We start from the raw sequence: 13,987 nt of genomic DNA on the forward strand, positions 1-13,987 counted from the left end.
GGGGGGGTTGGGGGGGGGGGGGGGGGGGCCCGGGCGCCCCCCCCCCCGCCCCCCCCCACCGCCGATCGGCCCGTCGCGTCGCTCGCGAGCGGGGAGTTCGGCGCGCGTACCGCGATGTGTCACATGTGAGACACCCCCCCTTCCCTGACACTCGGTCCTCTTGGAACACTCTGCTGACCGTGGTTCGCCCACAGCCCCTCACAAGACGGCACAGCAGAGTCCCCCAATATCGCGAGCTTCCCCACACCCGAAGAGGTCCTCAGACTCATGCCTGAACTCAATCGGCGGCGTTTCCTCCAGATCGCCGGCGCCACCGCGGGTGCCTCCGCACTGTCGAGCAGCATCGCCCGCGCCGCCGCCATCCCCGCCAAGCGCCGCTCCGGTTCCATCAACGACATCGAGCATGTCGTGGTGCTGATGCAGGAGAACCGTTCCTTCGACCACTACTTCGGCACGATGAAGGGCGTACGCGGCTTCGGCGACCCGCGCCCGGTGACGCTGCCCAGCGGCAAGCCGGTGTGGAACCAGCCGGACGGCGGCAAGGAGGTGCTGCCCTTCCACCCGGATGCCGAGGACCTCGGCATGCAGTTCATCGCCGGCCTCGACCACGACTGGGCGGGCGGCCACAAGGCGTTCCACAACGGCGCCTACGACCAGTGGGTGCCGGCCAAGAGCGAGCGCACCATGGCGTACCTCAAGCGGCAGGACATCCCGTTCCACTACGCGCTCGCCGACGCCTTCACGATCTGCGACGCCTACCACTGCTCGTTCATCGGCGCCACCGACCCCAACCGCTACTACATGCTGTCGGGGCACGTGGGCAACGACGGCAAGGGCGGCGGTCCGGTCCTGGGCAACCAGGAGCTCGGATACGACTGGACGACCTACGCCGAGCGCCTGGAGGCGGCCGGGATCTCCTGGAAGGTCTACCAGGACATCGGTGACGGCCTGGACGCGGCCGGCAAGTGGGGCTGGATCGACGACGCCTACCGCGGCAACTACGGCGACAACTCGCTGCTCTTCTTCAACAAGTACCGCAACGCCAAGCCCGGCGAGCCGCTCTACGACAAGGCGCGCACCGGCACCAACGCCAAGGCCGGCGACGGCTACTTCGACCTCCTCAAGGCCGATGTGAAGGCCGGCAAGCTGCCGCAGGTCTCCTACATAGCCGCCCCCGAGGCCTTCTCGGAGCACCCCAACTGGCCGGTGAACTACGGCGCCTGGTACATCTCGCAGGTCCTGGACGCGCTGACGTCCAACCCCGAGGTGTGGAGCCGGACCGCCCTGTTCATCACCTACGACGAGAACGACGGCTACTTCGACCACATCGTCCCGCCGTACGTGCCGTCCTCGGCGGCGCAGGGCCTGTCCACCGTGGACACCGCCCTGGACTACTTCCCGGGCAACGCCTCGTACTCCGCCGGGCACTACGGCCTGGGCCAGCGCGTGCCGATGATCGTCGTCTCGCCGTGGAGCACCGGCGGCTTCGTGAACTCCGAGGTCTTCGACCACACGTCGATCATCCGGTTCATGGAGCGGCGGTTCGGCGTGCAGGAGCCGAACATCTCGCCGTGGCGGCGCGCGATCTGCGGCGACCTCACCTCCGCCTTCGACTTCAGCGGCAAGGACACCGACCCCGCCCGGCTCCCGGACACCGACGGCTACCAGCCGCCGGACCACGAGCGGCACCCCGACTACCTCCCCAAGCCGCCCGCCGACCCCGCCCTGCCCAAGCAGGAGGCCGGCTCGCGCCCCGCGCGGCCGCTGCCGTACGCCCCGCTGGTCGACGGCTCCGCGGACCCGGCGGCCGGGAAGTTCACCCTCACCTTCAGCGCGGGTGACGCGGCCGGCGCGTGCTTCCACGTCCGGTCGGGCAACCGCACCGACGGGCCCTGGACGTACACCACGGAGAAGGGCAAGAAGATCTCCGACACCTGGAACACCCAGTACTCCAAGGGCGCCTACGACCTGTCGGTGTTCGGCCCGAACGGCTTCCTGCGGACCTTCCAGGGCCCCGGCAAGACCGCCGGCCCCGAGGTGACGGCGCGCCACGACAAGGCGAGCGGCAACCTCAGGCTGACCCTGAAGAACGCCGGCGGCGCCGACTGCAACCTCACCGTCACCCATGCCTACGGCGGTGCCAAGGAGACGTTCAAGGTGCGCGCCGGCGCCACCGTCGAGCACACCGTGGACCTGCGGGCGAGCAAGCGCTGGTACGACCTGACCGTGGTGTCCGACACCGACCGCACGTTCCTGCGGCGCCTTGCGGGGCACGTGGAGACCGGCGCGGTCGGCGTGAGCGACCCGGCGATCATCACCGGCTGACCACCGGCCGCCCCGGGCCCCGGCCCCGCTCCCCGACAGAAGACGCCGGTCGACGGCGTCTCCCCGGGGCGCGGGGCCGGGGCCCGCGCGCTGTGCCGACTCGGCCGCCCTTGTGAACGGGCACCCACGGCCGCGCGCGACTTGCGTTGAAGCGCGCTCCAGCTCCTAGCGTGAAGCCACACGTCGAGCAAGGAGACGAAGGGAAGACCGTGCGCTACACACTGTTCGGCAGGACCGGTCTGCGGGTGAGCGAGCTGAGCCTGGGGACCATGACCTTCGGCGAGGAGTGGGGGTGGGGTGCCGCCAAGGACACCAGCCGCCGCATCCTGGACGCCTACGCGGACGCCGGCGGCAACTTCGTCGACACGGCCAACAACTACACCGACGGCACGGCGGAGCGGATTCTGGGGGAGCTGCTCGAAGGCCGCCGGGACAGCTTCGTGCTGGCGTCCAAGTACACCTGCGCGACCCGCAAGGGCGAGGTCAACGCGGCGGGCAACCACCGCAAGAACCTGGTCCGTTCGGTGGAGGAGAGCCTTGCGCGGCTGCGCACCGACCACCTCGACGTGCTGTGGGTGCACGCACGGGACAACTTCACCCCGGTCGAGGAGGTCATGCGGGCACTGGACGACCTGGTGCGCTCCGGCAAGGTGAGCTACGTCGGCGTCTCCGACTGGCCGGCCTGGGAGATCGCGCAGGCCAACACCCTCGCCGAACTGCGCGGCTGGACCGCGTTCGCGGGCTCGCAGCTGCGCTACAACCTGCTGGAGCGCACGCCGGAGCGGGAACTGCTGCCGCAGGCCCGCGCCTTCGACCTGGCCGTGCTGGCCTGGGCGCCGCTCGCGGCCGGCCGGCTCACCGGCAAGTACCGCCGTGGCCAGACGGGCCGGCTGGACACCGCCGGGAGCGTCGCGCAGGACCACAACCCGGAGGAGACCGTCACCGCGGTGCTGGAGATCGCCGAGCAGGGCGGCTGGAGCCCGGCGCAGGTGGCACTGGCGTGGCTGCGCAGCCGGCCCGGCAACGTCATCCCCATCATCGGCGCCACCAAGGAGAGCCAGCTCGCCGACAACCTCGCGAGTGTCGACGTCGAGCTGGACGCCGACGCGCTGGCGCGGCTCGACGCGGTGAGCGCGGTGCCGCTGGGCTTCCCGCACGACTTCCTGCGGGAACCGGGCATCATCGAGAACGTCTACGGCGACCGCTGGGCCGACGTCGACGACCGGCGCTCCACGTACCGCCGGACGACGATCGAGGTCCGCTGACCGGTGCCGTGTGCCGGGGCGGACACGACACACGCCGCCGCCCGGACGACCGGGCGGCGGCGTGTGCGGGGGAGAGCCGTGGGGCCTACTTCAGCGCGCTGCGCTGCTGCCACTGCTGCCAGGTCTCCTGCCAGACCTCCAGGCCGTTGCCGACGTCGGTCTTGTTGGGGTTGCTGGTGCCCTTCACCTCGACCGTGGAGCCGATCGTCAGGAAGTCGTAGACCTTCTTGGCGTCCGCGGTGGTCATGCCGAAGCAGCCGTGGCTGTTGTTGACCACACCGATCTGCTTGTTCCACGGGGCGGAGTGCAGGAAGGTCCCGGAGGCGGTGAGGTGGGTGACCCACTTCGAGTCCAGCATCCACTCGTCGCCGTGGCCGATGGTGGAGGAGTCCATCGTCTCGGCCGCGTTCTTGCTGCGTACGGTGTGCACCCCGCCGCGCGTCGGGTCCTGCGGGGAGCCCGCGGAGCCGGAGATGGTGCCGACGTTCTTGCCGTTCTCGTACATCGTCAGGGTGTGCGAGGGAACGTCGATGACGGCCTTGTGGTCGGCGCCGATCTTGAATCCGAAGTTGTAGTCCCGGGCGAACCAGCCGCCGTCGGCGCCGGAATCGATACCGCCCAGGGCGCCCTTGACGGAGACCTTGGTGCCGGCCGGCCAGTAGTCCTTGGGGCGCCAGTCGATCCGGTTCTTGCCGCTCCAGTCCTTGACCCAGCCCCAGGAGCCCTCGACCTTCGGCTGGGTGGTGACCTTCAGCGCCTTCTCGATCTCGGCGCGCTTGCTCTCGGCCACCGGGTGGTCGAAGAGGATCGATATCGGCATTCCGGTGCCGACGGTCTGCCCGCCGCCCGGGGTGTTGGTGAGCTTGTTGACCTTGTCGGCCTGCTCGGTGGTGAAGACCGCGGTGGCGGCGGACTCCTTGCCCGCCTCCGACTTCGCCTTGGTCTTGACGGTGTAGGTGGTCTGCGGCCTGACCTTGCCGTCCGACGTCCATGACCTGCCGTCACCGGCCAGCCGTCCGGTGACCTCGCCGCCCTTGTCGTCCTTGACCTCGACCGAGGAGAGCTTTCCGCGGTCCGCCCGGACGGATATCGGCGAGCCGAGCTTGGCCGACTTGGTGCCCGCGGCCGGGGTGACGGTCACCTTGGCCGCCGGCTCGTCCGCCTTCGACGATTCGGCACCGCCCCCGCACGCGGTCAGCAGGCCGGCCGCCGCTATCAGGGCGGGTATCAACCGGGCGGGGTGGCGACGGAGCGCGGCATGCACTGGGGACCCTCCAAAGCAGAACGACTGGCGTTGGCGGGGCCCGGCCCTGTGAGGGCCTAACCGTCAAAGGCTGCCAATGCACCCGCCGCATATGCAGAGGGGCTGTCCGCTGTGGTGGTTGTCCGGTGCACCGAATATTCAGGACACGTTTCGGTATCGAAGATGTCCGGTCCGGTATCGAAGCTGCGCGATCCGGTGTCGAAGGTGTGCGACGCGGGGCGCCGGGGGTGCGTCAGGTCGCCGGCGCGGTCCCTTCGGAGTGGGGCTCACCGCCGGGGGACCCGTTGCTGCCGGGGGTCCCCTCGCCCGGTTGCTCGACGTGGGGCGAGGTGTCCCCGGTGGTGCCGCCGGGGGGCGGCTCGGTCGTCCCGCCGGTGGTGCCGGTCCCTCCGTTGGTGCCGGTCCCGCCGGTGGTCTCCGTCCCGGGGCCGGTGTCCGGCGTACCGGGTTCCGATGTCGCGGTGCCGGTCTCCCCGGTGGTGCTCTCGGTCGGCGGGGAGGACTCGGTCGACGGGGACTCGGCGGTGGGGCCGCTGGGGGTCTCGGAGGGCGGGGCGGTCGGACGGTCCCCGGTGGGGCCCTCGGCGCCCTTGGGGCGCTTGAACCACTTGCCCGTCTTCGGGTCGCACAGGGTGAAGGAGCGGACCGTCCTCTTCGAGGGCTTCACGACGACCGCGTTGGAGGGCTGGTAGCCGGCCCACTTCTGACCGACCGTCCTCGCCCCCGTGAGGGCCTTCGGCTTCGTCAGCGGGTTCCCGCACTTGCAGCGCACCCGCGGCACTCCGTACGAGTCGACCAGGACCGCGGTGCCGGCCTGCAGCACCGACTGGAAGGGGTAGGCCTTGTCGTCCTTGTAGCCGTGGTTGGTGACCCGGGTGTCGTAGCGCAGCTGTACCGGCGTCAGCGACCGCAGATAGGCCGGGATGTTCTCCGGGGCCTGGCCCACGACGGCGGCGAACGCCCGGTTCTTCGCGGGGACGCTGCCCAGGTACCTGATCTGCTTCTCGATGTCGCAGCTCGCGCTGTTCTGGGTGCCGCCGTAGAGGCCGGGCATCGCACCCGAGATATTGCTGTTGGTGCCCTTGACCGGCTTTCTGGGGGTCTCGGACGGGGTGGGGCCGGACTCGGTCGCCGTCGACGCCGTGACGGGGTCCCGGCCGGTCGAGCCGGCCGGTTCGGCGAAGATCTCGGCCGTGCCGGCGCCGTCCGGGCGGGTGAGGACGAGGGTCAGGATGACCGCCGCGACCACGGCGGCCGCGATGATCGCGACCCGGGGCGCGGACCGCCACCAGGGGCCGCCGCCCCCGGGCTCGCCGCCACCACCGCCGCCACCGCCACCGCCCTTGCCGGGACCGCGGGGCGGGGGAGGCGGGCCCCCGGCCTCGGTCCGGGGCTGCGGCGTGTCCACCCGTGTCGGCTCGTGCGGGGTGTCGGACGGGGTGTCGGACGGGGTGAGCGGGCCAGCCGGCGGCCCGGTCGGGCGACTGTCGGGCGACGGTGGCGATGTCACGGGTCCCTCTTCCGGCGCGTGCGGGCCATCCGGCCAAGCGAATTGCCCTAGTTTGTCGATGTCCACACCATTGTGTGCTCCGGCCCGGCACTCTCCGCAAGCGGGGCGGTACGCGGCGTGCTTACGGTGGTGGGTGCCTGCGCCACATGCCGTGGCCGCGGCATCCGCAGCGAAAGGTCAGGAGAGAGCGTGAGCCAGTCGCGAGGCCCCGCGTCCACCGTTCCCCCCGGCCCGGTGCACACCCCTGGCGTACCGCCGGCCGTACGCGCCTGGGCCGAGGCGCTGGGCGCGGCCGTGGCGGGCATCGCCGCCATGCTCGTGGTCGCCGCGCTCGGCCTGTGGGCGGCCGGCGCGGCGGACCTGCCCGGCGGGGCGTTCCCGTCGGTGGTCGCGGCCACGGTCCTGAGCGCCGCCGGCGGCTCGGTCACCCTGGCCGGCGATGCCGGGATCATCGGCGAGGCGCAGGCCACCCTCGACGTCGTACCGCTGTCGGTCACCCTGGCCGGTGCGCTGGTGACCGGGGCCGTCTTCCTGCTGCCGCTGCGCCACCGAGCGGTCGCCGGCACCCGGGAGCTGCTCGGCCGGATCGCCCGTACGGTGGTGTGCTGGCTGGTGCTCCTGCTGCTCCTCACGCTCGCGGCCCGGCACGACTTCCAGATCTCGGTGGGCAACGACCTCGTCGACCAGATCGGCGCCGAGCTGGGCAGCACCCCCACCGTCGGTTTCGCCGCCAATGTGCCGGCGACGCTCGGCTTCGGGCTCTTGTGGGTACTGGCGGTGCTCGTGCTGACCTTCCTCGTCTCGCGCCGGGCGCCGCTCTCCTCCCGGCTGCTGCACTTCCAGGACTCCGTACGGCCGCCGGCCTTCGCGATGCTGCTGACGCTGCTGATCTACGTGGTGATCGGGCTGATCATCGGCATCGTCGAGCTGATCACCAAGGACCGTCCGGCCGAGACCCTGGCGGTGCTCCTCCTCGGGCTGCCGAACCTGACCTGGATGGCGCTGGGCCTGGGGGCCGGAGGCGGCTGGGTGGGGCATGCCGACAAGGCCATCGGGCTGCCGCTGCCGCACGCCCTGGACCAGGTGCTGCGCGCCCGGGGGCAGCGGACCCTCGACGTCGGCGCGATCGCCCAGCACGACGGTCGCGCCTGGCTGCTGGTGGCGCTGGCGGCCGTGGTGCTGCTGACCGCCGCCTTCACCGCGGCGGTCCGCTCCCCGGCCCGGCTGCCGGCCTGGCGGCACGCCGTGGAGCTGGCCGTGGCGCTGGCCCTGACCCTCCTCGTCGTCGGACTGCTCACCCGGATCGACGCCCACTACGGGCTCTCGCTGATCGGGGTCGGCGACCTCGGCGGCAACCTGGGCGGCGAGGTCACCGTGTATCCGCAACTCTGGCGGCTGGTGGGGGTGGGCGCCGCCTGGGGGCTGGTCACCGGCTTCCTCGGCAGCCTGCTGGCCCGGGGCGTACGGCACCCGGGCGAGGTGCCCGAGCCCTGAGGAACCGCCGGCCGGCGGCTAGGGCGTGTCCGATGGGTCATGGCCGGGTCCGCGGTGCCTGGCACGGCACCTCGCGGCGTTGCCGAAACGTCCCGAGAGCTCCGCTATCGAGACGCTCCGGCGCCTTGCGATGCAGCTCGGCATCCAAAGGAGCACATGAGGAGCCGAGACGGAGTTCGCGCAGCGAACGCAGTGCACCAGACGCCGCGGCCTTTCCGACCCTGACCCATCGGACACCCCCTAGCGCCGGCTGCTGTGGAACACCGGGGCCGCCCAGGCCGGAGGGCGCGGCGGTCCGGTCCTCACGGCGGCCTCCCGCAGCGCCGCCACAAAGCCCCGGCAGGTCTCGTAGCGGTCCTCGGGCGCCTTGGCCAGGGACTTGGCGAACACCGCGTCGACGTCCGGCGGCAGATCGGGACGCCGGTCGGTCAGGGCCGGCGGCTGGCGGTTCTGATGCGCCCACAGCAGGGCCAGGATGTCGTCGCACCTGAACGGCGGCGACCCGGTCAGCATCTCGAAGTGCACACAGGCCAGGCTGTAGATGTCGCACCGGCCGTCCACCGGGCCGCCCGAGACCTGCTCGGGCGCCACGTACTCCGGCGTGCCGACGACCTGCCCGATGGTGGTGACCCCGGACAGCGACATCGCCCGCTTCGTCAGCCCGAAGTCGGTCAGATAGGCGTGCTCGGGACTGTCGTAGTCGGTGCCCTGGGCGATCAGGATGTTGCCCGGCTTGACGTCCCGGTGCACCAGGCCGTGGGCATGGGCGGCGTCCAGCGCCGAGGCCACCTGGAGGCCGATCCGGCACGAGGTCTCCACGGAGAGCGAGCCGTCGCGATCGAGCAGCGCCGCCAGATCCAGCCCCTCGACGTACCGCATCGCGATGTAGAGCAGCCCCTCGGCCTCCCCGGCGTCGAAGACCGGCACGATGTGCGGGTGCTCCAGCCGGGCGGCGACCTGCGACTCGCGCTCGAAGCGCTTACGGAAGGTGTCGTCCCGGGCCCGCTCCGGCGCCAGCAGCTTGATCGCGACGATGCGCCCGAGACGCACGTCCTGCGCCCGGTAGACCACTCCCATCCCGCCCCGGCCGATCTCGTCCTGGAGCAGGTATCCGGCGATCCGGTGCCCGCGCAGCCCGGAGGAGTCCGGGGCGGTGGAGCGCTCCCGGTTGCGGTCGGCCGGCTCGCCGTTCACCGTGACTCCGGGTACTCCTGACCGGACGCGGGCCCCGGCCGCTCCCCGGAGTCCCTCGACGTCGGTCCCGAACTCACCGCGCACGTCTGCATCGACACCCCGTCGCAGTAGCACCACCGCTCGTGCCGGACGTCGTAGAGCCAGACCGCTTCGCCGTCCACGACCACGCCCAGCCGGGTGCCGCGGGTCCGCTCGGCGAAGGACTCGCGGTCGAGCTGCCCGGCGGCCAGCTCCTCGACCAGCCGCCGGTACCTGCCCAGTTCGTCCTCCGCCGTGCCCAGCAGCGACCGGGGGTCCGCGGTCCGGGCGGCGGGCTGCGCGGCGGCCGGCGGCTCGCGCGGCACGGTCAGCAACAGCCGGCCGTCGACCCAGGCCGACCAGCCGTTGGAGCACAGCGCCAGCGCCCAGTCGCCGCGCCGGTCGACGACCTGGACGGGCAGCAGCGGGTCGAGCGGGGAGCTGGGCAGGGTCGAGTCCGGGGCGGACCAGGTCGCCATGCCCTCCGGCGGAACGACATGGCTGGGGAGGAAATCCGGCGCGGTCACAGGCGGCTCCTCGGTGCTAGGTGCGCATGATCTCGGGTTCGTGCCGCCGCAGCAGCTTGGTCACCACGAAGCCGAGGACCAGCGAGAGGACGATCATCATGCCCATGTTGAGCAGCCAGACCCCCGGCGTGTGCCGGAACAGCGGGTCCGAGGCGCCCTGCGGCATCAGATGGCGCAGATCGATGGTGCCCGCCATGGCGCCGAGCGCCCATCGGGACGGCACCAGCCATGCCAGCTGCTCCAGCACCGGTACGCCGTTCAGCTCCAGCAGCGCACCGCAGAACACGACCTGAATGATCGCGAGGAGGACCAGCAGCGGCATGGTGACCTCCTCCTTGCGCACCAGGGCGGACACGAACAGGCCGAGCATCATGGCGGTGAACGCCAACAGCGCCACCGCGAGAGTGATTTCGATCAGTGGCGGCAGCAACACTCCTTTGCCGCCCGGCGCGTTCAGCTTGACCCCAATCAGCGCCACCAAGGTCAGCACCACGGCCTGGACGACCGTGATCAGGCCCAGGACCAGCACCTTGGACATCAGATACGCCGAGCGGGACAGGCCGACGGCTCTCTCCCGCTGATAGATCGTCCGCTCCTTGACCAGCTCCCTGACCGCGTTGGCGGCGCCGGTCAGCACCGCCCCGACGCACAGGATCAGCAGGGCGTTGATCGCCGAATCGCCGGTGAGCGCGGACCCGGCCAGCGCATGCGCCATCGCGCCCATCACGAACGGCAGCGCGACCATGATGATCAGGAACGTCCGGTCGGCGGTCAGCGCCGCCGCGTACCTGCGGACCAGGGTGCTCAGCTGCGCGCCCCAGCTCTGTGCCTTGTGCGCCTCCACCGGGCCCGTCGGCGCCTCCGGGGCGCGCGGGGGCTGGTGGGAGTCCATGGCGATATAGCGCCGGTGCTGCGGCGAGGCACGGTACTCGTCCGCCCAGGCCCGGCCCCGGTCGTTCTCGAAGGCCTCGAAGGCCTCGGGCCACTGCGCGTAACCGAAGTAGGGCAGCGCCTCCGAGGGGGGTCCGTAGAAGGCGATCGTCCCGCCGGGCGCCAGCACCAGCAGCCGGTCGCAGACGTCCAGGCTCAGCACGCTGTGGGTGACGACGATGACGGTGCGGCCGTCGTCCGCCAGGCCGCGCAGCATATGCATCACCGAGCGGTCCATACCGGGATCGAGGCCGGAGGTCGGTTCGTCGAGGAAGAGCAGCGAGGGCTTGGTCAGCAGCTCCAGCGCCACGCTCACCCGCTTGCGCTGGCCGCCGGAGAGGCTGTGGATGGGCTGGTCGACCCGCTGGTCGAGGCCCAGTTCGTGGATCACCTCGTCGACCCGCGCCTGCCGCTCGGCCTTCGCGGTGTCCTCCGGGAAGCGCAGTTGCGCGGCGTAGCCGAGGGCACGCCGCACGGTGAGCTGCAGATGCAGGATGTCGTCCTGCGGTACGAGTCCGATGCGCTGGCGCAGCTCGGCGTAGTCGCGGTAGAGGTCACGGCCGTCGTAGAGCACCGTTCCCTCGTCCGCGGGGCGCAGTCCGGTCAGCGCGTTGAGCAGCGTCGACTTGCCCGCGCCGCTGGGCCCGACCACGGCGAGCAGCGACTTCTCACCCACCGGGAAGGACACCCGGTTCAGCAGCGTCTTGCTGCCCTTGTCCACCCGGACGCTCAGGTCCTGCACGTCCAGCGACACCTCGCCGGTGTCGGTGAACTCCTGCAGCTCGTCGCCGACGAGGGCGAACGCGGTGTGGCCGACGCCGACGATGTCGCCGGGGGCCATCGGGGCCCGCTGCACCGGCTGGCCGTTGAGGTAGGTGCCGTTGTGGCTGCCCAGGTCGACGATCTCGAAGCCTTCGGGGCCCGCCCGCAGTTCGGCGTGCCGACGGGAGACCGAGAGGTCGTCGATGACCAGGTCGTTGTCGGGCGAGCGGCCGATCCGGGTGGTCCGGGCGGCCGGGATCGGGCGGATGGAGGTGGGGTGGCGGAAGGTATGGGTGCCGGCGGGGTGGGAGACGGCGGACGGCCGGTCGACCCGGCTCGGCCGCGGCACTCCGGAGAGCACCGCGCACGGCCCGTCGGCGGGGTTGCCGAACCGGATCACGCTGCCCGGCCCGACCCCGGACTCCTGTACGCGGCGTCCGTCGGCGAAGGTGCCGTTCGTGCTGCCTTCGTCCTGCACCATCCAGTGGCCGGCCTCGGCCCGCAGGACCGCGTGGTGCCAGGAGACCCTGGCGTCGTCCAGTACGACCTCGCTCTGCGGGTCCCGCCCCACGTGGTAGACGCGTCCGGGGCTCATCACCTGGGTGCCGCCGTCGGACTCGACGACGAGTTCAGGCGCGGTGGACGCGTCCGGCCGCTCAGCCATACCAGGATTTTACGGCGGCCGGGCCCGCCTCGCCTGTTCGCGAACCGGCGGCACGGCACACAAAGTCCCTGCCCAAAACGGCATTTCGGGGTATGACCGCCCCTTATGCGAGCGAATACGACCGGTTACTCGCGAGAAAGGGCGCAGGTCAACTAAGGTGAGCAATTCGATTAGTCGAACCTGTTAAATTCCATGGAAATACCGGAGTTTGCCGCGCTGATCGAAGGAAGTCCTGTCGAACCAGGACGCAAAGTGCAGAACAGGGCTACGTGGTGTCGGCAACACCGCTAAACGTCGGCTTTGTAGGACCCAGCCGGCCCGTCCGTCGTCCCGGACACGACGGCGCCGGTCCCTTCTTATTCACCTACCTCTAGAAGGCAAGGCAGAGATGGCACGAGTCTCCCGACAAGACCCCCCGCAGTTCCCCGGCCAGCGGGCGCACCCCGTCGACGAGGTCCTTCCCGTCGGCAAACTCACCCTCTACGGCTTTCAGCACGTCCTCGCCTTCTACGCGGGAGCGGTGATCGTCCCGATCGTCCTCGGGAACGCCCTGGGCCTGTCCCGTGAGGAACTCGTCTACCTGATCAACGCCGACCTGCTGACCTGCGGTGTCGCCTCGATCATCCAGGCCCTCGGCGTCTGGAAGATCGGCGCCAGGCTGCCCCTGGTCCAGGGCGTGACCTTCACCGCGGTCTCGCCGATGATCGCCATCGGGCTGGGGGCGGGCGGCGGCACCGCCGGGCTGCTCGTCGTCTACGGCGCGGTGATCACGGCGGGCATAGCGACCTTCCTGTTCGCGCCCTTCTTCAGCAAGCTGGTGAAGTACTTCCCGCCGATCGTCATCGGCACGATCCTCACCGTCATCGGCCTCACCCTCATCCCGCAGGGCCTGCAGGACGCGGCCGGCGGCGCGCAGTTGAAGGGGCACCCCGAGTACGGCGACACCAAGAACCTGCTGTACGCGCTGGGCACCCTGCTGTTCATCCTGCTCGTCGTCCGGCTCGGGAAGTCGTACCTGAGCAGCCTCGCCGTACTGCTCGGCCTGGTCGCCGGCACCGCGGTCGCCTGGGCCCTCGGCGACGCGGACTTCAGCGCGGTGGGCAGCGCCGACTGGTTCGGCGTCAGCACGCCGTTCCATTACGGAATGCCCAAGTTCGAGGTGTTCCCGATCATCGCCATGGTCGTCGTCATGCTGATCACGATGGTGGAGACCACCGGAGACGTCTACGCCATCGGGGAGATCACGCGCAAGAAGGTCGACAACACCACCGTCGCCAACGCGCTGCGCGCCGACGGCGTCGCCACCGTCCTCGGCGGCGTCTTCAACTCCTTCCCCTATGTGGCCTTCGCCGAGAACATCGGCCTGGTGCGGATGTCGAAGGTGATGAGCCGCTTCGTGGTGGTCGCGGCCGGCGGCTTCATGATCCTCATGGGGCTGCTACCCAAGGCGGGCAGCGTGGTGGCCGCGATCCCGCACCCGGTGCTCGGTGGTGCCGCGATCGCGATGTTCGGCATGGTCGCCGCGGTCGGCATCCAGATCCTGGGCAAGGTCGATCTGCGCGAGGAGCGCAACGCCCTGATCCTGGCGGTCAGCCTCGCCGCCGCGCTGCTGCCGGGCGTGGTCACGCCGTTCTTCGAGCGGATGCCGGAGGACGTCCGTGCGGTCCTCAACAGCGGGATCACGCTGGGCAGCCTGACCGCCGTCCTGCTGAACCTCTTCTTCAACGTCTTCACCGGCCGCAAGTCGATGGAGATCGACTGGGACGAGATCGAGGACGACGAGCCGGTGGAGGCGCACCAGCCGACCGGTGCGCACGAGCCGGCGGAGCCGTACGGCCGGCCGGGTCCGCACCAGCCGCAGGGTGCCTACGGCCCGCCGGCGCCGCAGCACCCCCAGGGCGGCGGTTACCAGGCGCAGGCCCCGCACGACCCGCAGGGCCCGCCCTGGGGGACCCCCGCCCGCTGAGTCCGCCGACGGCCGCGGGCGGGGAGGGAACCGGAAATCCGGTCCCTCCCCGCCCGCTCGCCTGCCGC

Annotated in this window: 9 protein-coding genes; 4 read left to right on the forward strand and 5 right to left on the reverse strand. The window is 71.1% G+C overall.

What is annotated here, in order from left to right; genetic code table 11:
- The first annotated feature begins 267 nt into the window (after positions 1-267).
- Together ACFWZH_RS27950 and ACFWZH_RS27955 are read left to right on the forward strand one after the other, a co-directional pair.
- Positions 268-2,325: a phosphocholine-specific phospholipase C gene (locus ACFWZH_RS27950; RefSeq protein ID WP_384436952.1), complete on the forward strand. Its 2,058-nt coding sequence runs from the start codon at positions 268-270 to the stop codon at positions 2,323-2,325.
- Positions 2,326-2,534: 209 nt separating this feature from the next.
- The gene (locus ACFWZH_RS27955; RefSeq protein ID WP_384436955.1) at positions 2,535-3,590 is read left to right on the forward strand and encodes an aldo/keto reductase; all 1,056 of its coding nucleotides are present in this window, start codon (positions 2,535-2,537) and stop codon (positions 3,588-3,590) included.
- Between the two features lie 85 nt (positions 3,591-3,675).
- Here the strand turns inward: ACFWZH_RS27955 and ACFWZH_RS27960 are convergent, their stop codons facing one another.
- Together ACFWZH_RS27960 and ACFWZH_RS27965 are read right to left on the reverse strand one after the other, a co-directional pair.
- On the reverse strand, positions 3,676-4,854 hold the full coding sequence (locus ACFWZH_RS27960; protein WP_384436958.1) for an Ig-like domain-containing protein: 1,179 nt from the start codon (positions 4,852-4,854) through the stop codon (positions 3,676-3,678).
- Positions 4,855-5,086: 232 nt separating this feature from the next.
- A complete protein-coding gene (locus tag ACFWZH_RS27965; protein ID WP_384436960.1) occupies positions 5,087-6,364 on the reverse strand; it encodes a DUF6777 domain-containing protein in 1,278 nt (425 codons plus the stop codon).
- 189 nt (positions 6,365-6,553) lie between these two features.
- On the opposite strand from ACFWZH_RS27965, the gene ACFWZH_RS27970 reads away from it, so the two are divergent.
- Entirely contained in the window at positions 6,554-7,858 is a 1,305-nt protein-coding gene (locus ACFWZH_RS27970; RefSeq protein WP_384436963.1) for a streptophobe family protein, read from the forward strand.
- Between the two features lie 240 nt (positions 7,859-8,098).
- Here ACFWZH_RS27970 and ACFWZH_RS27975 read toward each other — a convergent pair whose 3' ends face one another.
- The 3 genes from ACFWZH_RS27975 to ACFWZH_RS27985 are packed head-to-tail and all read right to left on the reverse strand — an operon-like array spanning position 8,099 to position 11,953.
- On the reverse strand, positions 8,099-9,052 hold the full coding sequence (locus ACFWZH_RS27975) for a serine/threonine-protein kinase (protein WP_384436966.1): 954 nt from the start codon (positions 9,050-9,052) through the stop codon (positions 8,099-8,101).
- Complete coding sequence (locus ACFWZH_RS27980) at positions 9,049-9,597, reverse strand: hypothetical protein (RefSeq protein ID WP_384436969.1); 549 nt, start codon at positions 9,595-9,597, stop codon at positions 9,049-9,051. Before ACFWZH_RS27980 ends, ACFWZH_RS27975 begins: the two co-directional genes overlap by 4 nt.
- 16 nt (positions 9,598-9,613) lie before the next feature.
- The gene (locus ACFWZH_RS27985; protein ID WP_384436972.1) at positions 9,614-11,953 is read right to left on the reverse strand and encodes an FHA domain-containing protein; all 2,340 of its coding nucleotides are present in this window, start codon (positions 11,951-11,953) and stop codon (positions 9,614-9,616) included.
- Positions 11,954-12,341: 388 nt separating this feature from the next.
- Here ACFWZH_RS27985 and ACFWZH_RS27990 point away from each other — a divergent pair, with 388 nt between their 5' ends.
- Positions 12,342-13,919, forward strand: coding sequence for a solute carrier family 23 protein (locus ACFWZH_RS27990; RefSeq protein ID WP_384436975.1), 1,578 nt, complete (start codon positions 12,342-12,344; stop codon positions 13,917-13,919).
- Positions 13,920-13,987: the final 68 nt, after the last annotated feature.

The sequence above is a fragment of the Streptomyces sp. NPDC059008 genome, assembly GCF_042749045.1.
In the GTDB taxonomy this organism is placed as follows: Bacteria; Actinomycetota; Actinomycetes; order Streptomycetales; family Streptomycetaceae; genus Streptomyces.